This is a genomic window from Halomonas ventosae (assembly GCF_004363555.1).
Taxonomy (GTDB): Bacteria; Pseudomonadota; Gammaproteobacteria; order Pseudomonadales; family Halomonadaceae; genus Halomonas; species Halomonas ventosae.
The window spans coordinates 186,970-209,294 of sequence record NZ_SNZJ01000004.1; the positions used below are offsets into that span (position 1 = coordinate 186,970).

At 66.9% G+C, this 22,325-nt stretch carries 19 protein-coding genes and 2 tRNA genes; 6 read left to right on the top strand and 15 right to left on the bottom strand.

Annotation, left to right across the window (positions count from 1 at the left end; translation table 11 throughout):
• Positions 1-38 precede the first annotated feature (38 nt).
• The 5 genes from DFP85_RS04935 to sdhC form a co-directional block, all read right to left on the bottom strand.
• On the bottom strand, positions 39-2,867 hold the full coding sequence (locus DFP85_RS04935; RefSeq protein ID WP_133635192.1) for a 2-oxoglutarate dehydrogenase E1 component: 2,829 nt from the start codon (positions 2,865-2,867) through the stop codon (positions 39-41).
• Positions 2,868-3,089: 222 nt separating this feature from the next.
• On the bottom strand, positions 3,090-3,800 hold the full coding sequence (locus DFP85_RS04940) for a succinate dehydrogenase iron-sulfur subunit (protein WP_106230153.1): 711 nt from the start codon (positions 3,798-3,800) through the stop codon (positions 3,090-3,092).
• Between the two features lie 12 nt (positions 3,801-3,812).
• On the bottom strand, positions 3,813-5,585 hold the full coding sequence (sdhA, locus tag DFP85_RS04945) for a succinate dehydrogenase flavoprotein subunit (protein ID WP_133635193.1): 1,773 nt from the start codon (positions 5,583-5,585) through the stop codon (positions 3,813-3,815).
• A gap of 3 nt (positions 5,586-5,588) precedes the next feature.
• Positions 5,589-5,936, bottom strand: a complete 348-nt coding sequence (gene sdhD / locus DFP85_RS04950) for a succinate dehydrogenase, hydrophobic membrane anchor protein (RefSeq protein ID WP_106230151.1) — start codon at positions 5,934-5,936, stop codon at positions 5,589-5,591.
• Positions 5,930-6,307, bottom strand: a complete 378-nt coding sequence (sdhC, locus tag DFP85_RS04955; RefSeq protein ID WP_208108449.1) for a succinate dehydrogenase, cytochrome b556 subunit — start codon at positions 6,305-6,307, stop codon at positions 5,930-5,932. The genes sdhD and sdhC overlap by 7 nt, the downstream gene beginning before the upstream one ends.
• Before the next feature lie 445 nt (positions 6,308-6,752).
• Between sdhC and gltA the strand changes: the two genes are divergently transcribed.
• A complete protein-coding gene (gene gltA, locus DFP85_RS04960; RefSeq protein WP_133635194.1) occupies positions 6,753-8,039 on the top strand; it encodes a citrate synthase in 1,287 nt (428 codons plus the stop codon).
• Positions 8,040-8,577: 538 nt separating this feature from the next.
• Here the strand turns inward: gltA and DFP85_RS04965 are convergent.
• The 3 genes from DFP85_RS04965 to gltX form a co-directional block, all read right to left on the bottom strand.
• Positions 8,578-8,653, bottom strand: a tRNA-Glu gene (locus DFP85_RS04965).
• A 23-nt stretch (positions 8,654-8,676) separates the two neighbouring features.
• Positions 8,677-8,752: transfer RNA gene (locus DFP85_RS04970), tRNA-Ala, on the bottom strand.
• Between the two features lie 58 nt (positions 8,753-8,810).
• Positions 8,811-10,292: a glutamate--tRNA ligase gene (gene gltX, locus DFP85_RS04975; RefSeq protein WP_133635195.1), complete on the bottom strand. Its 1,482-nt coding sequence runs from the start codon at positions 10,290-10,292 to the stop codon at positions 8,811-8,813.
• A 159-nt stretch (positions 10,293-10,451) separates the two neighbouring features.
• Between gltX and DFP85_RS04980 the strand changes: the two genes are divergently transcribed.
• Positions 10,452-11,192 carry an SDR family NAD(P)-dependent oxidoreductase gene (locus tag DFP85_RS04980; protein ID WP_133635196.1) on the top strand — a complete coding sequence of 247 codons (741 nt, stop codon included), beginning with the start codon at positions 10,452-10,454 and terminating at the stop codon, positions 11,190-11,192.
• A gap of 121 nt (positions 11,193-11,313) precedes the next feature.
• Positions 11,314-11,901: a helix-turn-helix domain-containing protein gene (locus DFP85_RS04985; RefSeq protein WP_133635197.1), complete on the top strand. Its 588-nt coding sequence runs from the start codon at positions 11,314-11,316 to the stop codon at positions 11,899-11,901.
• A gap of 4 nt (positions 11,902-11,905) precedes the next feature.
• On the opposite strand, the gene DFP85_RS04990 is transcribed toward DFP85_RS04985, so the two are convergent.
• From DFP85_RS04990 to DFP85_RS05000, 3 genes are all read right to left on the bottom strand, one after another.
• Complete coding sequence (locus tag DFP85_RS04990) at positions 11,906-12,499, bottom strand: hypothetical protein (RefSeq protein ID WP_166644601.1); 594 nt, start codon at positions 12,497-12,499, stop codon at positions 11,906-11,908.
• Positions 12,500-12,563: 64 nt separating this feature from the next.
• On the bottom strand, positions 12,564-12,887 hold the full coding sequence (locus DFP85_RS04995) for a TraR/DksA C4-type zinc finger protein (protein ID WP_133635198.1): 324 nt from the start codon (positions 12,885-12,887) through the stop codon (positions 12,564-12,566).
• 167 nt (positions 12,888-13,054) lie between these two features.
• Positions 13,055-13,294, bottom strand: coding sequence for a hypothetical protein (locus DFP85_RS05000; protein ID WP_133635199.1), 240 nt, complete (start codon positions 13,292-13,294; stop codon positions 13,055-13,057).
• A 281-nt stretch (positions 13,295-13,575) separates the two neighbouring features.
• Here DFP85_RS05000 and DFP85_RS05005 point away from each other — a divergent pair, with 281 nt between their 5' ends.
• A complete protein-coding gene (locus tag DFP85_RS05005; RefSeq protein ID WP_089714596.1) occupies positions 13,576-13,779 on the top strand; it encodes a cold-shock protein in 204 nt (67 codons plus the stop codon).
• Between the two features lie 205 nt (positions 13,780-13,984).
• Positions 13,985-14,980, top strand: coding sequence for a tRNA dihydrouridine(20/20a) synthase DusA (gene dusA / locus DFP85_RS05010; protein ID WP_133635200.1), 996 nt, complete (start codon positions 13,985-13,987; stop codon positions 14,978-14,980).
• A 65-nt stretch (positions 14,981-15,045) separates the two neighbouring features.
• Here dusA and DFP85_RS05020 read toward each other — a convergent pair whose 3' ends face one another.
• Positions 15,046-16,077: a succinylglutamate desuccinylase/aspartoacylase family protein gene (locus DFP85_RS05020; protein WP_133635201.1), complete on the bottom strand. Its 1,032-nt coding sequence runs from the start codon at positions 16,075-16,077 to the stop codon at positions 15,046-15,048.
• Positions 16,078-16,257: 180 nt separating this feature from the next.
• On the opposite strand from DFP85_RS05020, the gene DFP85_RS05025 reads away from it, so the two are divergent.
• Positions 16,258-16,881 carry a TetR family transcriptional regulator gene (locus DFP85_RS05025; protein WP_133635202.1) on the top strand — a complete coding sequence of 208 codons (624 nt, stop codon included), beginning with the start codon at positions 16,258-16,260 and terminating at the stop codon, positions 16,879-16,881.
• Here the strand turns inward: DFP85_RS05025 and DFP85_RS05030 are convergent.
• From DFP85_RS05030 to DFP85_RS05040, 3 genes are all read right to left on the bottom strand, one after another.
• Positions 16,873-17,550, bottom strand: a complete 678-nt coding sequence (locus tag DFP85_RS05030; RefSeq protein ID WP_133635203.1) for a hypothetical protein — start codon at positions 17,548-17,550, stop codon at positions 16,873-16,875. The genes DFP85_RS05025 and DFP85_RS05030 overlap by 9 nt on opposite strands.
• 228 nt (positions 17,551-17,778) lie before the next feature.
• Complete coding sequence (locus DFP85_RS05035) at positions 17,779-20,961, bottom strand: efflux RND transporter permease subunit (protein ID WP_133635204.1); 3,183 nt, start codon at positions 20,959-20,961, stop codon at positions 17,779-17,781.
• Positions 20,958-22,238, bottom strand: coding sequence for an efflux RND transporter periplasmic adaptor subunit (locus DFP85_RS05040; RefSeq protein WP_133635205.1), 1,281 nt, complete (start codon positions 22,236-22,238; stop codon positions 20,958-20,960). Before DFP85_RS05040 ends, DFP85_RS05035 begins: the two co-directional genes overlap by 4 nt.
• Positions 22,239-22,325: the final 87 nt, after the last annotated feature.

Sequence of the window (22,325 nt, forward strand, 5' to 3'; positions counted from 1 at the left end):
GTATCCCTTGTCTGTTCTCTCTCGTCCCGGTGGGCGCCTCAGAGGTTGAAGGCGTCTTCCACCAGCTGGCGCTGCTGTTCGGTATGCACGGACATGTAGCCCGCCGCGGGTGCCGCGGACGCCGGGCGACCGGCGAACTTGAGCTTGCCGCCCAGGCCGTCACGCAGCATGTCGGCCACGGCCCGCATGTGGTGCTGGCTCGAATACCAGGCGCCCTGGTTGAGCGGCTCCTCCTGGCACCACACCACGTCGGTGACGTTGGTGTAGTCCTTGATGGCCTCCAGCAGCTCCTCCTTGGGAAAGGGGTAGAGCTGCTCGATGCGCAGGATCGCCACGTCATCGCGGGCGTTCTCCTCGCGCCAGTTGGCCAGGTCATAGTAGACCTTGCCGGCGCAGAGGATGATGCGCTCGACCTTGCCGGCCTCGAGGTTGCCCTGGTCGGGGAGCACCATCTGGAAGCCGCCATGGGCCAGCTCCTCGAGGCTCGAGGTCGCCGACTTGTGGCGCAGCAGGCTCTTGGGCGTCATCACCACCAAGGGCTTTCTCAGCGGGCGGATCACCTGGCGGCGCAGCAGGTGGAAGATCTGCGCCGGGGTGGTAGGCACGCAGACCTGCATGTTGTGCTCGGCACACAGCTGCAGGAAGCGCTCGAGACGCGCGGAGGAGTGCTCCGGGCCCTGCCCCTCATAGCCATGGGGCAGCAGCATGGTCAGGCCACACAGCCGCTCCCACTTGGTCTCGCCGGAGGAGATGAACTGGTCGACCACCACCTGGGCGCCGTTGAAGAAGTCGCCGAACTGGGCTTCCCAGACGATCAGCGCATTGGGCATGGTCGTGGCGTAGCCGTACTCGAAGGCCAGCACCGCCTCTTCCGAGAGGAAGGAGTCATGGATGGTGAAGCGCGGCTGGCCGTCGGCCATGTGCTGCAGCGGCACGTAGGCGCTGCCGTCCTTCTGGTTGTGCACCACCGCATGGCGGTGGGAGAAGGTGCCGCGCCCCACGTCCTGGCCGGTGATGCGCACCGGGTGGCCCTGGTCGAGCAGGGTGGCGTAGGCCAGGGTCTCGGCGAAGCCCCAGTTGACCGCCAGGCCACCGGCCTGCATCTTGCGCCGGTCGTCGTAGATCTTGGCCACCTGGCGCTGCACCTCGATCCCGTCGGGAATCTCGCACATCCTGCCGGCGAGACGCTGCAGGCGCTTCATCTCCACGGTGGTATCGGCATGGCCGGTCCACTCGTGACCCAGATAGGGAGTCCAGTCGACGAACAGCGACTTGTTGGGCTTCTGCACCAGGGCGTTGGCCACGTGGTTGCCGGCCATCAGGTCGTCGCGGTACTTCTCCATCATCGCCTTGGCGTCGTCGTCGCTGAGCAGCCCCTCGCCGACCAGGCGCTCGATATAGCGAGCCCGCGATGACGGATGGTCCTTGATCTTGCTGTACATCATCGGCTGGGTGCCGGAGGGCTCGTCGGCCTCGTTGTGGCCGCGGCGGCGATAGCACACCAGGTCGATGACCACGTCGCGATTGAACTGCTGGCGATAGTCCAGCGCCACCTGGGTGGCATGCAGCACGGCATCGGGGTCGTCGCCGTTGACGTGGAAGATGGGCGCCTGGACCATCTTGGCGATGTCGGTGCAGTACTCGGTGGAGCGCGAGTCCAGGGGATGCGAGGTGGTGAAGCCCACCTGGTTGTTGATGACGATGTGCACCGTGCCGCCGGTCTTGTAGGCACGGGTCTGGGACATCTGGAAGGTCTCCATGACCACGCCCTGGCCGGCGAAGGCCGCATCGCCGTGGACGTTGATCGGCAGCACCTTGTTGCCGACCGGGTCGTCGCGACGGTCCTGGCGGGCCCGCACCGAGCCCTCGACCACCGGGGCCACGATCTCCAGGTGGGAGGGGTTGAAGGACAGCGCCAGGTGCACCTCGCCGCCCGGCGTCATGACGTTGGAGCTGAAGCCCTGGTGGTACTTGACGTCGCCCGAGCCGCGCTCGATGACCTTCTTGCCGTCGAACTCGTCGATCAGGTCCGAGGGGTTCTTGCCGAGGATGTTGACCAGCAGGTTGAGGCGGCCGCGGTGGGCCATGCCGATCACCACTTCCTTGGTGCCATAGCCGCCGGCGCGCTGGATCAGCTCGTCCATCATCGGGATGAAGGCTTCGCCGCCCTCGAGGCCGAAGCGCTTGGTGCCCGGGTACTTGGAGGCCAGGTAGCTCTCCAGGCCCTCGGCGGCCGTCAGCCGCTCCAGCACGTGATTGCGCACCTCGGGGCTGAACCTGGGCGCCGAGCGCACCGACTCGAAGCGCTGCTGCAGCCAGCGCTTCTCCTCGGTGTCGACGATATGCATGATCTCGCAGCCAATGGAGCGGCAGTAGGTCTGCTCCAGGGCGCTGACGATCTCTTTCAGCGGTGCCTTGTCCATGCCCAGGAAGAAGGAGCCGGTCTGGAACTCGGTGTCCAGGTCGGCCTTCGAGAGCTGATGGAAGGAGAGGTCGAGGTCGGGGACGGGAGTGGGGCTGCGCAGGCCAAGCGGGTCGATGTCGGCCTTCTGGTGCCCGCGGAAGCGGTAGGCGTTGATCAGCTGGAGAACCTTGACCTGCTTCTTGTTCTCGCCACTGTCGGCAACGGCCTGGGCAGTACGCCGGTGCTGGCCCAGCTGGTAGAACTGCTCGCGGATCGGCGAGAGCGGGACATCGTGACTGGCCCCGCCCTCGGGTCGCGGCAACTGGTCGAAGTACTGGCGCCATTCGTCGGGAACGGCGGAGGGATCATCGAGGTACTGTTCGTAGAGCGCTTCCACATAGTGGGCATTGCCGCCACTCACGTGGGAGGAGCGCCACATCAACTCCATTATGCCTTGTTGCATCTCTTGGTCACCCTGCACTGATGGGGTGGTATCGGCGCCGACACGACTCGACCGCATCGACATCGGTGGTGCCCTGCCGGAGGAAGGGCATCCTGAATTCCATGGTCAAGAGCCGGTGCCCAGGGCACCGGCTCTATGCATCATGCTCCGCACCGGACTCGGCTGCGACCTCTCGCCGCAGCCCGAGAGCGGTGGACATGATAACAAGCTGGACGCCACGATTTAAGTGGCATTGGCCAGCAGCATCTCGCGGATCTTGCCGATCGCCCGCGTCGGGTTGAGCCCCTTGGGGCAGACCGCCACGCAGTTCATGATCCCGCGGCAGCGGAACACCGAGAACGGGTCCTCGAGCTCGGCCAGGCGGTCCCGGGTGGCCGTGTCACGGGAGTCGGCGAGGAACCGGTAGGACTGCAGCAGGCCGGCCGGGCCGACGAACTTGTCCGGGTTCCACCAGAACGACGGGCAGGAGGTCGAGCAGCAGGCACACAGGATACACTCGTAGAGGCCGTCGAGCTTGTCGCGCTCCTCCGGCGACTGCAGGCGCTCGATGGCCGGCGCCGGCTCGTCGTTCTGCAGATAGGGCTGGATGCGCTCGTACTGCTGGTAGAACAGCCCCATGTCGACCACCAGGTCACGGATCACCGGCAGGCCCGGCAGCGGGCGCAGGGTCAGCTTGTTGCCCTTGACCACCTCGGAGAGCGGGGTGATGCAGGCCAGGCCGTTCTTGCCGTTCATGTTCATGCCATCGGACCCGCACACGCCCTCGCGGCAGCTGCGGCGATAGGCCAGGCCGTTGTCCTGCTCCTTGGCCAGGTGCAGGACGTCGAGCACCATCAGGTCGCGGCCCTGGGTGTCGACCTGGAACTCCTGCATGTAGGGTGCGGAGTCGGTTTCCGGATTGTAGCGGTACAGGGATACCTGAAGCTTGGACATCGTGACTCCCCCTTAGTAGGTGCGGACTTTCGGCTCGAACATGTCGACGGTCTTGGGTGCGAAGTTCACATCGCGCTTGCCCAGTCGCTTCTCGGCCGGGAAGTAGAGCGAGTGCTTCAGCCAGTTGACGTCGTCGCGGTCCGGGTAGTCGTAGCGGGAGTGGGCGCCGCGGCTCTCCTTGCGCTCCAGGGCCGCGATGGCGGTGGCCTCGGCCACTTCCATCAGGTTGTCCAGCTCCAGCGCCTCGACGCGCGCGGTGTTGAAGGTGTTGGACTTGTCCGGCAGGTAGGCGTTGGCGATCCGCTCGCGCAGTTCCTCGAGGCGCTTGACGCCCTCGACCATGTTCTTCTCCTCGCGGAACACGCCGAAGGAGGTCTGCATGATGTCCTGCAGCTCGCGCTTGAGCTCGGGCACGGTCTCGCCGCCCTCGGACTCGTTCCAGCGCGTGATGCGCTTCATGGCGGATTCGACGTCGGACGCGGAGGCGTCGAGGTACTCGATGCCCTCGTTGAGCGCACCCTCGATGAACATGCCGGCCGCACGGCCGAACACCACCAGGTCGAGCAGCGAGTTGCCGCCCAGGCGGTTGGCGCCGTGGACCGACACGCAGGCCGCTTCACCGCAGGCGAACAGGCCGTTGACGATCTGGTCGTTGCCGTCGGCGTCCTGCATGATCGCCTGGCCGTGCACGTTGGTCGGAATCCCGCCCATCATGTAGTGGCAGGTCGGGACGACCGGGATCGGCTCCTTGGCCGGATCCACGTGGGCGAAGGTCTTGGAGAGCTCGACGATGCCGGGCAGGCGCTTGCCGAGAACTTCCTCGCCCAGGTGATCCAGCTTGAGGAACACATGGTCGCCCTTCTCGCCGCAGCCGCGGCCCTCGAGGATCTCCATGACCATGGAGCGCGCGACCACGTCGCGGCCGGCCAGGTCCTTGGCATTGGGGGCATAGCGCTCCATGAAGCGCTCGCCGTCCTTGTTGATCAGGTAGCCACCCTCGCCGCGGCAGCCCTCGGTCACCAGGGTGCCCGCGCCGTAGATGCCGGTGGGGTGGAACTGCCACATCTCCATGTCCTGCATCGGGAAGCCGGCGCGCAGCGCCATGCCGATGCCGTCACCGGTGTTGATCAGGGCATTGGTGGTGGAGGCGAAGATGCGGCCCGCGCCGCCGGTGGCCATGACCGTGGCCTTGGACTTCACGTGCACCACTTCGCCGGTCTCGATGTCCATGGCGATGCAGCCCACCACGTCGCCGTTGGCGTTCTTGACCAGGTCGACGGCATACCACTCGTTGAGGAAGGTGGTGTTGTTCTTCAGGTTGTTCTGATAGAGCGTGTGCAGCAGGGCGTGGCCGGTACGGTCGGCGGCGGCACAGGTCCGCGCCGCCTGGCCGCCCTTGCCGAAGTCCTTGGACTGACCGCCGAACGGGCGCTGGTAGATGCGGCCGTTGTCGAAGCGGGAGAACGGCAGGCCCATGTGCTCGAGCTCGAACACCGCCTTGGGGCCCTCGGAGCACATGTACTCGGAGGCGTCCTGGTCGGCGATGTAGTCGCCGCCCTTGACGGTGTCGTACATGTGCCAGCGCCAGTCGTCGTTGGGGTCCGCGGAGGCGATGGCGCAGGTGATGCCGCCCTGGGCGGAGACGGTGTGCGAACGGGTCGGGAAGACCTTGGACAGCACGGCGGTCTTCTTGCCGGACTTGGCCAGTTCCAGGGCGGCCCGCAGGCCGGCACCGCCACCGCCGATGATGATGGCGTCAAAAGACAGGCTACGCATGGTGGACATGAATCAGGCTCCCCACAGAACGGTGATGCCCCAGACCAGGAACACGAAGATGGCCAGGATGATGATGAGCTGGACGGCGACGCGAACGCCGGTCGACTTGAGGTAGTCGGTGGTCACGGTCCACAGGCCGACCCAGGCGTGGGCCGCCAGGGAGATGAAGGCCAGCAGCGAGAAGATGCGCATCCAGGTCGCGGAGAAGAGGCCGCTCCAGGCCGCGTAGTCCAGGCCGGGGCTGAGCAGCAGGAAGCCGACGATGAAGAGAGTGTAGAGCGCCAGGATGACGGCGGAAACGCGCTGGAGCAGCCAGTCGGAGAGACCGCTGCGCCCGAGATTCGTGATGTTGGTTACCATACCCAGACTCCAGCCAGAATGATCAGGACCACGCTCACCACCACGGTGATCTGCGCCTTCTTGACGCCCCCCTCGAGGGTCACGCCGATATCCATGTCCATCAGCAGGTGCTTGATGCCGGCCACGAAATGGAAGGCCAGGGCCGACAGCAGCCCCCAGGCGATCAGCTTGGCCAGAAAGTTGTGGGCCAGGGCGTCACTCACGGCGGCGAAACCGGCCGGCGAGGAGAGCGACGTGTCGAGCGCCCAGAAGGCGAAGATCAGGCCGATGAAGAGGATGACGCCGGTGATGCGGTGAGCGATCGACGTCAGGGCGGGAAGGGGGAACTGTATCGTGGACAGATCCAGATTTACGGGTCGTTTGCTATTCACGGCTCTACACACTCTCTTGGCCCGCTGTTCGGTCGTCGGACAAGGCCCGAGCGGGCGGTGGTTTCGGGAAGGGACACGATCGTGGCCGAGTTGGACACGACCACCGGTTCCTGCCAGTCGCGCGCTGAGATTATAGGGACATCGCCCTGTCATGACAAATGGACACAGAGCGTACTCGACCATGGTGGAAGGCCGATTTCTCGGCGCTGGCGGCGTCTACCCGGGCCTTCGGAGGCCTTGACCGGGCCCGTGGCGCACCGCCATGGTGCGGGGCACCATTTCCTTTACAATAACTATCCATTTAACAGGCTAATGTACAATACTGAGAGCGCAATGGTGGAATTGACAATCGCTGGGACGCTTCTATAGTGGGCGAACCTTTTCGCCGGCACCATCAGCGGAATAACGACTTATCGTCCCACCATGAACTCGAGAGGAGGCCAGCATGGCTGACAGGAAAGCGACATTGACGGTAGACGGTCTGGAAAAGCCGATCGACCTGCCGATCTACTCCGGCACCCTGGGCCCCGACGTCATCGACGTCCGCGGCCTCGGCGCCGAAGGCCTCTTCACCTACGACCCCGGCTTCATGGCGACCTCCTCCTGCCAGTCGGCAATCACCTATATCGACGGCGGCAAGGGGGTGCTGCTGCACCGCGGCTACCCGATCGACCAGCTGGCGAAGGAGTCCAACTTCGTCGAGCTCTGCTACCTGCTGATGTTCGGCGAGCTGCCCGACGACGCTCAGTACGCCGACTTCGAGTCGCGGATCAGCAACCACACCATGGTCCACGACCAGATCAACAACTTCTTCAAGGGCTTCCGCCGCGACGCCCACCCGATGTCCATCCTGTGCGGCGTGGTCGGTGGCCTGGCCGCCTTCTATCACGATCACCTGGACATCACCGTGCAGGAGGACCGCGAGATCAGCGCCATCCGCCTGATCGCCAAGATGCCGACCATCGCCGCGATGTCCTACAAGTACAACATCGGCCAGCCGTTCAACTACCCGCGCAATGACCTGAACTATGCAGAGAACTTCCTCTACATGATGTTCAGCAATCCCTGCGAGGAGTACCGGATCAACCCGGTCTACGCCAAGGCCATGGACCGCATCTTCATGCTGCACGCGGACCATGAGCAGAACGCCTCCACCTCCACGGTGCGCCTGGCGGGCTCCACCGGCGCCAACCCCTTCGCCTGCATCAGCGCCGGCATTGCGGCCCTGTGGGGCCCGGCCCACGGCGGCGCCAACGAGGCGGTGCTGAACATGCTCGACGAGATCGGCGACGACTCCGAGGAGAACATCCAGCGCTTCGTCGACAAGGCCAAGGACAAGGATGACCCGTTCAAGCTGATGGGCTTCGGCCATCGCGTCTACCGCAACTTCGACCCGCGTGCCAAGGTGATGAAGGAGACCTGCGACGAGGTGCTGGCCGAACTGGGCCTCGCCGACGACCCGCAGCTGAAGATCGCCAAGCGCCTGGAGCAGATCGCCCTGGAGGACGAGTACTTCATCGAGCGCAAGCTCTACCCGAACGTCGACTTCTACTCCGGCATCATCCTCAAGGCCATGGGCATCCCCAAGAACATGTTCACGGTGATCTTCGCCGTCTCCCGCACCATCGGCTGGATCTCCCACTGGCACGAGATGCTCAGCGACAGCTACAAGATCGGTCGTCCGCGCCAGCTCTACACCGGTCACGCTCAGCGCGACTACCCGGCCAAGTAAGCTGTCACGGCGGCGCACCCCGCCGGCACCACCAGGAAGGCCGCCCACGGGCGGCCTTCCGCGTTGGGGGCCACGGAGGCCGCCCGGCGGCCCCTTGGCGGCCCATCAGTGAATTAGTACCGAAGCACTAGAATCGCCCTCTATTCAGGTTGACTTTATTACGGAAACGCCCTCCCGTCCGGCGCCAACCGTTTTCCACACATTCTGTGGATAAACCTGTTCAAAACCTCTCGAAAAGGTCGCAGAATCGCCATGAGAAGCGGGGCCGGCTCAGATTGGTCAATTTTTGACCTATATTAAGTTACTGAAATTAAAGGAATAAATTGGGAGGCCAGCAACCATGCGGGTTCGGGGCGAGACTGTGCACAGGTCGACCCGAGAGGTGGGGGAAAGTGGACAAGTCAAGGGGATTGTCAAGCCGATATCGCCCCGGATACCAGGGTCGCAGTAGCGGGCCATGCGGACGATACGAAGCGCCAGGCAAGCGAACTGGCCGGCTGATAATGAAAAAGCATGAGGAAGGTAGAGCGGTAGAAGGTGGCGTCCCATAGGGGGTTCGAACCCCTGTTACCGCCGTGAAAGGGCGGTGTCCTGGACCACTAGACGAATGGGACGCAGCATCCTCGAGGCGAGATGGTGGTGGAGCCTAGCGGGATCGAACCGCTGACCTCGACACTGCCAGTGTCGCGCTCTCCCAGCTGAGCTAAGGCCCCGTATCTCTTGAGGACGGGGCGTATGTTACTGATAAGCCCCGCCTTCGTCAACAGGAAATCACGCGAGCTCGCGGAATTCCTTCTCGAAGCGCTTGGCCTGCTTCTTGGAGACGCCGCCCAGCACCTCGATGGCGTGGCGCAGGCGCGCCCGGGTCATGTCGGAACCCAGGATCGCCATGGCATCCATCACCGAGGTGCTCGAGCTGGAGCCGGTGATGGCGATGAACACCGGGGCCAGGAAGGCCTTCATCTTCAGCTCGAAGTGGCCGGCCAGCGTCTTGACCTCCTCGAGCAGCGCCGCCTTGTGCCAGGCCGGTACGCCCTCGAAGCGCCACACCAGGAACTGCAGCAGCTTGAGCAGCTCCTCGCGGGAGAGCTTGACCTCGTCGAAGCTCTCCTCCTCGATGGCCGGCAGACCCGAGAAGAAGTGGCCCGCCAGGGGCACCACCTGGGAGAGCGTCTCCACCCGCGGGCGCACCTGAGGCAGGATCTGGCTGACATACTCCTCGTTGAAGGCCCACTCCATCAGCGCCTTGAGGAAGGCCCTGTCGTCGAGCTCCTCGCGGATGTAAACGCCGTTGAGCCAGGTCAGTTTCTCCAGGTCGAACACCGGCCCGCCCAGCGACACGCGCTGGACATCGAAGTGGCTCATCATCTCGTCGAGGCTGAACTTCTCGCGCTCGTCGGGCATCGACCAGCCCATGCGCCCCAGGTAGTTGATCACCGCCTGGGGCAGGAAGCCCATGCGCCGGTAGTAGTTGATGGAGGTCGGGTTCTTGCGCTTGGAGAGCTTGGACTTGTCAGGATTGCGCAGCAGCGGCATGTGGCAGAGCTGCGGCATCTCCCAGCCCAGGTACTCGTAGAGCAGCTGGTGCTTGGGCGCCGAGTTGATCCACTCCTCGCCGCGCAGCACATGGGTGATGCCCATCAGGTGGTCGTCCACCACGTTGGCCAGGTGGTAGGTCGGCATGCCGTCCGACTTGAGCAGGATCTGGGCATCCACCTGGGCCCAGTCGACCTCGATCACGCCGCGCAGCATGTCGTCGATCACGCAGCGGCCGGTGGCGGGCACCTTCATGCGCACCACGTAAGGCCAGCCCTCCTTCTCGCGACGCGCCTGCTCCTCGTCGGGCAGGGCGAGGTCGGAAGGCTTGAGGGCCAGGTGCATGCCGGCTGCCTTGCGCGCCTCGCGCAGCTCGTCGAGCTCCTCGCTGGTGCGGTAACACCTGAAGGCATGTCCGGCCTCGACCAGCTGGCGGGCGTACTCCCCGTAGATGTCACCGCGCTCGCTCTGGCGATAGGGGCCATGGGGGCCACCCACATCGGGGCCCTCGTCCCACTCCAGCCCCAGCCAGCGCAGCGAATCGAGGATCATCTGCTCGGACTCGGGGGTCGAGCGCACCCGGTCGGTGTCCTCGATGCGCAGGATGAACTGGCCGCCGTGCTGGCGGGCGAAGCAGAGGTTGAACAGGGCGATATAGGCGGTGCCCACATGGGGGTCGCCGGTGGGTGACGGCGCGATACGAGTACGTACGGTCATGTCGTCCTTGGTCCTGTCGATGGTGTGGGGCTTGCCCTGCCGGGCGGGCGAATGCCCCGCATTATACGCACCTGGCCGGCGCCGGGCAGCCGTGGCCGGGAATCATTCCCCCGCCGCGCGGTCCATGCTTGAGCCCGAAATCCCGACGCAAGGATCCCCATGCTCTCGCGACTCCCCGACGGCTTCACGGCCCTGGTCACCGGCGCCTCCGGCGGCATCGGCCGCGCCCTGGTCGATATCCTGCTGGAAAGCGACCGCCCCGGCAGGGTGGTCGGCGTCAGCCGCGCCGGTCGCTCGCACCCCGACCCGCGCTTCGAATCCCTCGCCCTGGACGTCAGCGAGCCGGAGGGCCTCGCGGCCCTGACGCAGGCCCTGGACGCCACCCCGCTGCACCTGGTGTTCAATGCCATCGGCATGCTGCACGACGAGCGGCTCGGCATCGGCCCCGAGAAGAAGCTCGACGACCTGGACGCCGAGGCCATGAGCCGGCTCTACCATGTCAATGCGGTCACCCCGGCACTGCTGCTCAAGGCCCTGCAGCCCGGCCTCAAGGGACGCCATCCGGCGCTGGTCGCGAGCCTCTCGGCCCGGGTCGGCTCCATCGGCGACAACCGGCTGGGCGGCTGGTACGCCTACCGGGCCAGCAAGGCCGCCCACAACATGCTGATGAAGACCGCGGCGGTGGAGCTGCGCCGCCTCAACCCCCGGATCTGCGTCGCCTGCCTGCACCCCGGCACCACCGATACCGCGCTGTCGAAACCCTTCCAGGCGCGGGTCCCGGCGGACAAGCTGTTCACGGCAGGGTTCGTGGCCGAGCGGCTGCTGGCGGTACTGGACGATTGCGGCCCCGAGCAGAGCGGGGCCTTCCTCGACTGGGCCGGCGATCCCGTGGCGTGGTGACCCTGCATGACGCAGGCCGGCCCGGCCGGGATTAGGGCAGAATTAACGTTGATGCGTGTTCTTGCACGCCAGGAATCGATCGCAGAAGATCGCCCAACCTCTTTTCCCACAGGACGCTGCAATGGATACACTCGGCCCTCGGATCAAGGAACTTCGGCTGGAGGCCAAGCTCAACAAGGCGGCCCTGGCACGCCGGGTCGGGGTGTCCGATGTGACCATCTCCTACTGGGAATCCGGTGCCATCCGGCAGATCGGCCACGAGCGGCTGGTGGCCCTGGCCCAGGCCCTGAACTGCCCGCTGTCGCGGCTGCTCGAGGAAACGGGCACCCAGGCCGCACCGCTCTACCTGCGCAGCCGCCCGCCCCTGCCCTGGCAGGACGGCCGCCAGAAGGGCATCGACCTGCCGATCGAGATGGTGCCCGGCCAGCGCTGGGACGGCGACTGCCACCTGGTCACCCCCGCCCCGGGGGAACGCTTCGACTTCCTCGCCGCCGGGGACCTGGTCGCCATCGCCCCCAGTGACATCTTCCGTCAGCCCGGGCTTTACCTCATCGACGACGACGGCACCCTGGCCATCCGCCGGGTCGAGCAGGGCCCCACCGGGGAGTTGCTGTTCCATCGCGAGAGCAGCGACGAGGCCATGCCCTGGACCCCGGCCTGCCGCCTGATCGGCAAGCTGGTGGCCCACTGGCGCGTCCAGCCGCTCTGAGGGATCATTCCACTTCCTGTACCTCGACGTGATCGAGGGTACGGCGCGTCTCGCTGCCCACCAGGAAGCGCTGGCTATAGCTGGCTACCTGTCCCAGGCCATGGCGTGACTGCTGGACCAGGGGACCGCTGAGATGCTCGTTCTCCTCGCCGAGGCGGTCACGCACCGCGCGCGGCTGCACGCTGCCCTCCTGAACGTCGACGGTGACGCGATAGCCGCCATCGGGTAGCCCGCTGCCGGGACCGAAGGGGCCGGCCACGAAGCCGCCCTCCTCCACCGACACGCGCTCGCGCCAGCGCACCCCGCTGAGTTCGCGCTCCACGATGACCTGCAGACGGGTCGCCTCGGGCAGGTTGGTCTTACCCTCCACCGTCAGGCGCCGGTCGCTGCCCAGGCGGGAGGAGAGGTCGATCAGCACCGGCTGGTCGAAGGGTGGCACCTCGGGGGCCTCGGGCGTCGCCTCCGGCGGGGATTCGCGGGTCTCGGCGGCAGTGGTCGTCTCCTCGGGCTCGGACGCCGCCTCCTCCTCGCCACCGCTGCAGCCGGCCAGCCACACCAGCAGCAGGCTGGCCCCCATTGCTCGATACCACGCCGTCATGCACGCCTCCCACCACGTCGATGAGAGGCCAGACTACCATCATTTCCAGCCACGGCGCCTGCGCTCAGCGCAGCTCGGCACAGTCGCGGCAGAGCGTGGTGTAGGGCAAGGCCGCCAGCCGGCGGGCGTCGATGTGCTCGCCACACTCCTCGCAACGCTCGCCCTCGCCGTCGCCGATACGCTTGAGCGCATGCATCACCTGGCGAAGCTCGTCCTCGGCCTCCTGCTGCAGGGCCTCGATCACGTCATCGTTCTGCAGCTCGATGGACTGGTCCTCCATGTCCTTGTCCAGCGGACCGCCCCGCTGCTCCTTGTGGGCCTTGTAGCGGTCGAACCGGTCGACCAGCTCGTCGCGCAACGCTTCCAGTTCCTGCTTCCGATCCGCCATGACGTCGCCTCCTGTGATGGCCGGCAGTGACGAATGGACACCACCCTGCTTCCTTCTAGATAGCACATCGCTCCCTGCCCCACGGTGATGGAGATCACGCCGTCGCTCCCATGCCGCAGCGAGCCCGCGATGCGCGCCGGGGCATTCCCGTGGCGCTGGACCAGCGCTCAGGCCATGCCCAGGGCGTCATAGCCCTCCGGGGTCAGGCTGATGCGCTCGGGCTCGTCGCGGCCCCGCGTGCGGTCGACGTTGAGCAGCCCCCTGGCCTCCAGGGTGTCGATGTCCTCCAGCACCTCCTCCAGCAGGCTGTCCTCGCCCGGGTGGCCAAAGGGCGAGGACAGCGCCCCGCCGTGCTGGAGCACGCGGGCCAGCAGCTCCATCTGGTGTTCGGTGAGATCGCCGCTCATGGTCTGCTTCTCCTGTTGGGGATGGATGTCGGTCAGTATGGACGAGGAACGCCAGGCGGCCTTCCCCTCCTGCCATGTCGGGATGAGGGCGATGCCATACAAGGCATTGACGCCGGCCGCCAACCGTGACACTGTGTGCGCAGTTGGTAAGCAAGATGCATATTGTCAGTAGTAGTCGAATCCTTTCGGTTGTCTGGTTATATCCCCTTGTTTGACCCACTAGCACTCGGGGCAATACCCGGTAATTCGTAAAGAGCGCATAGCGCGAAAGGAGACACAACATGTCTACTGGCACAGTCAAGTGGTTCAACGACGCAAAAGGCTTCGGCTTCATCACCCCGACCGACGGTGGCGATGACCTCTTCGCCCACTTCTCCGAAATCAAGGCAGACGGCTTCAAGTCCCTCCAGGACGGCCAGCAGGTCTCCTTCGATGTGGTTCAGGGCAAGAAAGGCCTGCAGGCTTCGAACATCGAAGTCATCTGATCGCCGATCAGACAGACCTATCGCGTCGTAAGACGCCGAGCACCAAGGCCCGCCGATGCGGGCCTTGGTGTTTCCGCGTGTCCGGTTTTCCCGCATCAGCCAGGGACGGCAAGGCTCGCGGGCCTATCACCCTGCCAGCATTGGCCAGAAATTGACCGGCACTGGTAGAATAGCCGCCTTCCCGACCGACACCCCCGTGATGCCGATGCCCCAGCTCGACCGTACCTTCTCCGTGGCCCCCATGATGGACTGGACGACCCGCGACTACCGCGCGTTCGCCCGGACCCTGACCCGGCGCGCCCTGCTCTATACCGAGATGGTGACCACCGGCGCCATCCTGCACGGCAGCCCGCGCAGCCGGTTCCTGGGCCATGACGACGTCGAGCATCCGCTCGCCCTGCAGCTGGGCGGCAGCGACGCCGGTGAACTCGCCGAGTGCGCGGCCATCGCCGAGGCGTGGGGCTATGACGAGGTCAACCTCAACGTCGGCTGCCCCAGCGACCGGGTGCAGAACAACCTCATCGGCGCCTGCCTGATGGGCCACCCGGAGAAGGTGGCCGCCGCCGTGCGCGCCATGCGCGAGGCGGTGTCCATCCCGGTGACGGTGAAGTGCCGCATCGGCATCGACGACCAGGACGAGGACGCCGACCTCGAGCGCTTCATCGCCACGGTGGCGCAGGCCGGCTGCGACACCTTCATCGTGCACGCGCGCAAGGCGTGGCTCGAGGGGCTCTCCCCCAAGGAGAACCGCGATATCCCGCCGCTCAACTACGGTCGCGTCCATCGGCTCAAGGCGAGCCATCCCGAGCTGCATATCGGCATCAACGGCGGCCTGAAGACCCTCGATGCCTGCCGGGAACAGCTCGATCTCGTGGACAGCGTGATGGTCGGCCGCGAGGCCTACCAGAACCCCTGGCTGCTGGCCGGCGTCGACGCGGGCCTCTACGGCGTGGCGGGCCCGGCCGAGAGCCGCCACGCGGCGGCCCGCGCGCTGCGCCCCTATATTGCCCGCCGCCTCGAGGAAGGCGCCAAGCTCAATCACGTCACCCGCCACCTGCTGGGGCTCTTCCAGGGCCAGCCGGGGGGGCGCAAGTTCCGCCGCCACCTCTCCGAGCACGCCCACCGCGAGGGCGCGGGCCTGACGGTCTTCGATGACGCCCTGCGCCTGGTCCCCGAACGCGAGGCCGCCGCCGTGGCCTGAGGCCGAAGGATATCAAAACGCACACGGCGCCGATTTCTCGGCGCCGTGTGCGTTTCGGGCGCGGCTCAGTAGAGCGCGTCGGGGGGCGGCTCCAGGCTGGAGTGAAAGTCCTCGATGGCGCTCTCGGCCTCCTCGATGGCGTCGAAGCGGGCGATATGGAAGAGCGCCTCGCCCTCGTTGGCCAGCGGCAGCCGGCTCATGCCGATCACGATGCCATCGGCCACCGAGCGTACCTCGCCCTCGGCGTTGCCGAAGGGGTCAGCCACGCGCCCCAGCAGCTCGCCCCGGGCCACCCGGGCCCCGAGCCGCACCTGGGGGCGCAGGATGCCGTCGATGGGCGCCCGCGCCCAGCCCGAACCATTGGCCACCTCCGCGGCCGGCACCGGGCGGCGGCGATGCTCCCCGGCCAGCATCCCCAGCCGGCGCATCACCCGCAGCACGCCCCGCACCCCGGGGGTGATCGCCCACTGGTCGAAGCGCAGCGCCTCCCCGGCCTCATAGGTCAGCACCGGGATGCCGCGGTTCTGCGCGTAGTGGCGCAGGCTGCCCTCTCGCAGCTCGGCGTTGAGGATCACCGGCGCCCCGAAGGCGTTGGCCATGCGCTCGGTCTCGCCCCCGGGCGTCAGCTGGGCGCGGATCTGCGGCAGGTTGGTGCGATGGATGGCGCCGGTGTGCAGGTCGATGATGTGGGTGGCGTGGTCGACGATCTGCTCGCGGAACAGCGCCGCCACTCGCCCGCCCAGCGAGCCCGACTCGCTGCCCGGGAAGCAACGGTTGAGGTCGCGGCGGTCCGGCAGGTAGCGGCTGTGCTGCACGAAGCCGAAGACGTTGACGATGGGCACGGCGATCAGGGTGCCGCGAAGCCCCTGGAGCTGCTTCGAGCGCAGCAGGCGGCGCACGATCTCCACACCGTTGATCTCGTCACCGTGGATCCCGCCGCAGACCAGCAGCACCGGCCCGGACTGGCGACCATGCACCACCTCCACGGGAATGTAGAGCGGGGCATGGGTATAGAGGCGCGCCACCGGCACGTCGATCTGGGTCCGTGAGCCCGCCGCCACGCGGGTACCGGCGAGTTCGAAGGGGGCACGGGCCATGGGCGCTCCTTGCGTCATGAAACGGTGTTTTTCATGGCTTCCTTATACGCCTCTGCCGCATCGATGACGAGCCCGACCGGCGTGATGGGCATGCCGCTATCCATACAATGGTGTATGTAAATGGCGAGGCGACTCGGGTAGAATAAGCCCATCACCAGAACGCTGGAGAGCCCGCTTAACATGGCCAGACGCACCAAGGCCGAGGCCGCCGCTACCCGGGAAGCCCTGCTGGACGCCGCCGAGGAGGTCTTCCTCGAGAAGGGCGTGGCACGCACCTCCCTGGAACAGATCGCCCGTCATGCCGACATGACCCGCGGCGCCATCTACTGGCACTTCCGCAACAAGGCCGACCTCTTCCAGGCCATGCTGCAGCGCGTGCGCATGCCCTTCCAGGAACTGGTGGAGGAGATCGGCGACCCCAGCGTCACCGAGCGTCCCCTCGAGGCGATCCGCCTGGCCTGCCTCAAGGGCTTCGAGCGCCTCGAGCAGCCCCGCTACCGGCGCGTGCATGCCATCCTCATCCATCACTGCGAGGTCTTCGGCGACATCGACCCGCTGGCCATGCAGAACGAGATGGCCGAGGAGGCCTGCGGGGCGCTGATCGACTATTGCGGCTGCGCGGCGCGCCTGGGCCACCTGCGCCCGGGGCTCGACCCCGGGGTGGCCGGCGAGCTGCTGCAGGCGATGCTCGGCGGGCTCTTCCACGACTGGCTGCGCAACCACGAGCGGTTCTCGATCCTCGAGCGCGGCACCCTGCTGCTGGACACCCAGCTGGAGCTGATGCGCGCCCCGGCGTCAGGATGAGGCCTCGGCGCCGCCCCGTCGCTGGTGCAAGCGCAGCCGGCTGAGGTGGGACCGTGCCTCGCGATACTCGACCTCCGGCACGCTGCGGTAGGCGTCTTCCCCGGCGACGTACTTGACCAGCACCCGACGCTCGCCGACCCGCGGCAGGTTGCCGGGCTTGCCGTGCAGACGCACCTGCCAGGCCGGGTCGTCGACCAGCACCGCCGCGGCCCAGCCATCGGCATCCGCCTCGCCCCTCACCTCCACCTTCTCGCCAAGCAGGCAGCGCCGCTGCTGCGGGGCATGGCGATGAAACCAACGATGCAGGCCATGGCACAGTCCTGCGGCCAGCGGCGAGGCGAGCGCGAAGGCCCCCCACAGCAGCGCCACCCCGACCGGGATGCGGAACAGCCCCAGCGGCAGCCAGCGCAACACGGCGAGTTCTACCCCCAGGGTGATGGCCCCCGCCAGCACCAGCAGCACCGTCAACGCGAAGGAGGCCGGCACCCCGGCGAAGCCCAGCGCCACCAGGGTGCTGGCCAGGTGGTCGCCCTTGAGGCTGTCGTGCTCGAAGCACTCCACCGGCGCCAGGCGCAAGGCCACCAGCAGCCAGTAGAGGGCGGCGAGGGCCAGCAGCGCGCTGAACACCACCACCGGGAAGCTCAGGGCAATCTGGCGTACGGTTTCCATAGGGCACCTCCCGGCATTACTTAGCCAACGAATGAGTCTCTTGCCTCAGCGTAGACCATCGGGGCAAGGGATTGGACAACATATCCCTGATGTGGGTCATGGACCGCCCGCAAGCGTCACGGCCGGCCCTTGATAAGGAAAGGGGCGCCCCGGTGGGGGCGCCCCTTCTGTGGCGTGCCGGCTGTGTTGAGCCGGTCGTGGGCCAGCGCCAGGTGCTGGCCCCGGGTCTCACGGCTGGTCGGCGCCTGCCGTCCGGCGATGCTCTGCGCCACCCCCCAGCACCCTGCGCCGCAGCCAGTCGGAGACCGCCGCGATCATGGCGTAGAAGCTCGGCACGAAGAAGCTGCCCAGCACCGCCACCGTGGCCATGCCCACCGCCACCGTGGTGCCGATATGGTGGCTGCTGGTGTCGCTCGCCCCGGTGGCAAGCGCCAGCGGCAGGGTGCCGAAGATGAACGCCAGCGAGGTCATCACGATGGGCCGGAAGCGCAGCTGGGCCGCGGTGATGGCCGCCTCGCGGATCGTCTTGCCCTGCTCCTTGCGCTGCAGCTCGGCGAACTCGACGATCAGGATGGCGTTCTTGGCCGCCAGCCCCACCACCACCAGCATGCCGATCTCCACGTAGACGCTGGTATCCAGCCCGCGCAGCACGATGCCGCCGATGCCGCCGAGGAAGGCGAACGGGGTCGCGGTGAGCACCGCCAGCGGCAGCGACCAGCTCTCGTACTGGGCCGCCAGGATCAGGAACACCATCAGCAGGCCGAAGACGATGGCCAGGGTGGCGGTGCTGCCCATCTGGGTCTCCTGGTAGGCGGTGCCGGTCCAGCCCATGCCCCAGTCATCGCCCAGGGTCTCCTGGACGATCTCCTCCATGGCGGCGACCGCCTGGCCGGAGCTGTAGCCCGGTGCCGGGCCGCCCTGGAACTGGGCGCCCAGGTAGACCCCGAAGCGCGACACCACCGCCGGCTTGGCCTGGCGCTCGAGGGTCACGAACTCCGAGAGCGGGATCCGCTCGCCGTTGCCGCCGCGCACGTAGACGCTGCTGATGTCGTCCGGGGTCCGGCGGAACTCGTCCTCGTTCTGCAGGTAGACCTGGAAGTTGCGGTTCTGGTAGCTGAAGTAGTTGACGAAGCCGTTGCCGAAGGTGTTCGACAGGGTGGCGTTGAGGTCCTGGAGCGCCACGCCGTAGCTGAGCGCCTTCTGCTGGTCGATCTCGGCCCGGTAGCCCGGCACGTTGACGTTGAAGGTGGTGAATACCCGCTGCAGGGCCGGATGCTCGCCCGCCGCCTGCATCACCTGCACCGAGGCCTGGAAGAGCTCCTGGGGGGAGGCACCCTCGAAGGACTGCAGGTAGCCGGTGAAGCCGCCGGTGGTGGAGAGCCCCATGATCGGCGGCATGTTGAAGGCCATGGCCGAGCCGCCGGGGATCTGGGCGCCCAGTTGCATCACCTGCCCCACCAGCCCCTCGGCGGTGAGCTCGCGCTCCGCCCAGGGCGCCATGTTGATGAACATCACACCCCGCGCGGTGTTCACCGCGCTGGAGAGGATGTCGTAACCGGCGACCGCCGCCACGTAGCTGACCCCCGGGATCTCCTCGATGCGTGAGCTCAGCTCGCCCATGTAGTCCTGGGTGCGCGCCAGGGAGGCGGAATCCGGCAGCTGCACGCTGGCCAGCACGATGCCCTGGTCGGTCTCCGGCACCAGGGTCGAGGGCGTGGTCTGGTAGAGCCACCAGGAGCCGCCGATCACCAGGCCGGTGAGCAGCAGCGCCAGCCCCCAGAAGCGCACCAGCACCTTGACCACCCACATGTAGACGGCGGTGATGGCGGCGAAGAGGCGATCGAAGAGGCGCAGCGGGGTGTGGATCGCCCGCATCAGCTTCGACTCGCCCATCGGCGCCTTGTGCTTGATGAAGATCGCCGACAGGGCCGGGGTGAAGGTCAGCGCCATCAGCGCCGAGAAGGCTACAGAGATCGCCACGGTCAGCGCGAACTGCTGGTAGATCTGGCCGGTGAAGCCGCCCAGGAAGGCCACCGGCACGAAGACCGCGGCCATGATCAGCGAGGTGGCGATGACCGGGCCGCCCACCTCCTTCATGGCGCGGATGGTGGCCTGGGTGACGGTGATCTCCTCGTCCTCGCTGAGCACCCGCTCGACGTTCTCCACCACCAGGATGGCGTCGTCCACCACGATGCCGATGGAGAGCACCAGGGCGAACAGCGTCAACAGGTTGATGGAGAAGCCGAACATGTAGAAGCCGGCGAAGGTGGCCAGCACCGAGACCGGCACCACCGACATGGCGATCACCGTGAAGCGCCAGTTCTGCAGGAAGATGAACAGGATCACGCCGACGATCAGGAAGGCCTCGATGAACACCTTGGTCACGGTGTTGACGGAGGCATCGATGAACAGGGTGGTGTCGTAGGGCACCACCTGCTCGAGGCCGGGCGGGAAGCGCCCCTCCAGCTCGGCCATGGTGGCCTTGACCGCCTCGGCCGTCTCCAGGGCGTTGGCCCCGGGCTGCTGGTTGATGATGATCGGCGACATGGCGGCGCCGTTCAGACGGGCATCCACGCCGTAGAAGGAGGCACCCAGCTCGATGCGCGCCACGTCCTGCAGGCGCAGCGAGGAGCCATCCGGGTTGGTGCGCAGGAAGATCTCGCGGAAGTCGTCGACGTCGCTGAGCCGTCCGCCCGCGGTGATGGTGTAGCTGAAGGCCCGCGGCTCGCTCTGCGGCGTGGCTGCCAGGTTGCCCGCCGGCACCTCGGTGTTCTGGGCGCGGATGGCCGCGGCCACCTCGGTGGGAGTCAGGTCATACTGCGCCAGCTTGTCCGGGTCCATCCAGATGCGCATGGCGAACTCGCCGCCGCCCAGCACCTCGGCATTGCCGACGCCGGGGACCTGGCGCAGCTCGTCGAGGATATTGAGGGTGGCGTAGTTCTGCATGTAGGTGCGGTTGTAGTCACCCTCCGGCGAGATCAGCGCCACCAGCATCAGGATCGAGCTGGAACGCAGTTCCACCTGCACGCCCTGGGCCTGCACCGCCTCGGGCAGCTGCGACAGCGCCCCCTGCACGCGGTTGTTGACGTTGATGGTGTTGATGTCGCCGTCGGTGCCGATGTTGAAGGCCACGTTGAGGCTCATGGTGCCGTTGTCGGCGCTGGTCGAGGTCATGTAGAGCATGTCCTCGACGCCATTGATCGCCTCGGCCAGGGGGGCGGCCACCGTCTGCGCCACCGTCTCGGCATCGGCGCCGGGGAACTGGGCCTGCACCGAGACGGTGGGCGGCACCACGCTGGGATACTGCTCGACCGGCAGCACCCGCATGCTCATCACCCCGATCAGCGTCAGGATGATCGCCAGCACCGTGGCGAAGATCGGCCGCTTGATGAAGAAGTTGGAGAAGCTCATGAGGCGTCGTCCTCGTCCGCCTCGCCGTCCTGCTCACCGGCAGGCGGTGAACCGGCTTCCTGCTGCATCTCCTCGACGGCTTCCTGCTCGGCCTCGGACTCGGCCTGCTCGACCTCCTCGACGATCTCGCCGGCTTCGCCATCGAAGGGCTGGGGGTCGATGGCCGTGCCCGGCTCGATGCCGGAGGGGTCGCCGACCACCACCTGCTCGCCGACCTCCAGGCCGCCGCGGATGATCTGCCAGGGACCGGCCACCTCGCCCAGTTCCACGGTGCGGGCCCGAGCCACGCTCTCCTCGTCGAGCACGAACACCTGGGGGCCCATCAGCCCCTGGCCGATGGCGATCTCGGGCACCGCCAGCACGTCATAGCGCTTGAGCCCCTCCAGGCTGACCCGCACGAACTGGCCGGGCAGCACGCGGCCCTCCGGGTTGGCGAAGGTGGCGCTGGCCTGGACGGTACTGGTGGCCTCCTCCACCCGGGAGCCCAGGAAGTCGAGGCGCCCCTCCAGGGTCGGGCCCTCGGCCCCGTCCGTGCCGGGCACGCGCAGCACGGCGGTGATCGCCTCGACGGACTGCTCGCCCACCTGGCGGCGCAGCTCGAAGGCGTCGCGCTGGGGCAGCTGGAAGCGCACCTCCAGGGGATCCAGCGGGGTGATGGTGGCGAGCTCGGTGCCGCTGCTCACCAGGTTGCCGACGTTGACCCGGCTCAAGCTGATCATCCCGGAGACGGGCGCGGTGACCTCGGCATAGCCCAGGTCGATTCGCGCGCTGGCGAGTGCCGCCTCGGCCTGGGCGACGCCGGCCTGGGCGACGCCCAGCTCGGCCCGCGCCTGGTCATACTGCTGGCGGCTCACCGAGTTCTGGCTCAGCAGCCGCTCGAAGCGGTCGGCATCGCGCTGGGCCCGGGCGAGCTCGGCACGGGCGCTCTGCAGGTCCGCCTCGCGCTGGTTGACCGCGGCCTGGTAGAGGTCCGGCTCGATGGTGTAGAGCTTCTGCCCCTGCTCCACCAGCTGGCCGGGCTCGAAGTGGCGCTGCTCGAGGAAGCCGGTGACGCGGGCCACCAGGGTGACCTCGTTGTCGCTGCGAAGCAGCGACGGGTAGGACTTCTCCAGGGGAATGTCCTGACGGGCGATCGCCGTCACTTCCACCGGGTGCGGCGGCCGCTCCTGGTTGCCGGCGGCCTGCTGGGGGGCGTCGTCCTGGCCACAGGCGGCCAGCAACAGGCCCGCGGCCAGGACGAGCAGGGTCGTCCGGCCGTGTCGGAAGAGCTTTTTCATGGTGTCGGTCGTTCCCGTTGGCGTCGTCAGAGATGAACGAATCTTACATCCATGCATGTATGGATGTAAATATTAGGCCGCTAAACA

What these genes read in the sequence shown, in the direction of transcription:
- DFP85_RS04935 (WP_133635192.1), bottom strand. Translation starts at nt 2,867, where the DNA reads ATGCAACAAGGCATAATGGAGTTGATGTGGCGCTCCTCCCACGTGAGT.
- DFP85_RS04940 (WP_106230153.1), bottom strand. Translation starts at nt 3,800, where the DNA reads ATGTCCAAGCTTCAGGTATCCCTGTACCGCTACAATCCGGAAACCGAC.
- sdhA (WP_133635193.1), bottom strand. Translation starts at nt 5,585, where the DNA reads ATGTCCACCATGCGTAGCCTGTCTTTTGACGCCATCATCATCGGCGGT.
- sdhD (WP_106230151.1), bottom strand. Translation starts at nt 5,936, where the DNA reads ATGGTAACCAACATCACGAATCTCGGGCGCAGCGGTCTCTCCGACTGG.
- gltA (WP_133635194.1), top strand. Translation starts at nt 6,753, where the DNA reads ATGGCTGACAGGAAAGCGACATTGACGGTAGACGGTCTGGAAAAGCCG.
- gltX (WP_133635195.1), bottom strand. Translation starts at nt 10,292, where the DNA reads ATGACCGTACGTACTCGTATCGCGCCGTCACCCACCGGCGACCCCCAT.
- DFP85_RS04980 (WP_133635196.1), top strand. Translation starts at nt 10,452, where the DNA reads ATGCTCTCGCGACTCCCCGACGGCTTCACGGCCCTGGTCACCGGCGCC.
- DFP85_RS04985 (WP_133635197.1), top strand. Translation starts at nt 11,314, where the DNA reads ATGGATACACTCGGCCCTCGGATCAAGGAACTTCGGCTGGAGGCCAAG.
- DFP85_RS04990 (WP_166644601.1), bottom strand. Translation starts at nt 12,499, where the DNA reads ATGACGGCGTGGTATCGAGCAATGGGGGCCAGCCTGCTGCTGGTGTGG.
- DFP85_RS04995 (WP_133635198.1), bottom strand. Translation starts at nt 12,887, where the DNA reads ATGGCGGATCGGAAGCAGGAACTGGAAGCGTTGCGCGACGAGCTGGTC.
- DFP85_RS05000 (WP_133635199.1), bottom strand. Translation starts at nt 13,294, where the DNA reads ATGAGCGGCGATCTCACCGAACACCAGATGGAGCTGCTGGCCCGCGTG.
- DFP85_RS05005 (WP_089714596.1), top strand. Translation starts at nt 13,576, where the DNA reads ATGTCTACTGGCACAGTCAAGTGGTTCAACGACGCAAAAGGCTTCGGC.
- dusA (WP_133635200.1), top strand. Translation starts at nt 13,985, where the DNA reads ATGCCCCAGCTCGACCGTACCTTCTCCGTGGCCCCCATGATGGACTGG.
- DFP85_RS05020 (WP_133635201.1), bottom strand. Translation starts at nt 16,077, where the DNA reads ATGGCCCGTGCCCCCTTCGAACTCGCCGGTACCCGCGTGGCGGCGGGC.
- DFP85_RS05025 (WP_133635202.1), top strand. Translation starts at nt 16,258, where the DNA reads ATGGCCAGACGCACCAAGGCCGAGGCCGCCGCTACCCGGGAAGCCCTG.
- DFP85_RS05030 (WP_133635203.1), bottom strand. Translation starts at nt 17,550, where the DNA reads ATGGAAACCGTACGCCAGATTGCCCTGAGCTTCCCGGTGGTGGTGTTC.
- DFP85_RS05035 (WP_133635204.1), bottom strand. Translation starts at nt 20,961, where the DNA reads ATGAGCTTCTCCAACTTCTTCATCAAGCGGCCGATCTTCGCCACGGTG.
- DFP85_RS05040 (WP_133635205.1), bottom strand. Translation starts at nt 22,238, where the DNA reads ATGAAAAAGCTCTTCCGACACGGCCGGACGACCCTGCTCGTCCTGGCC.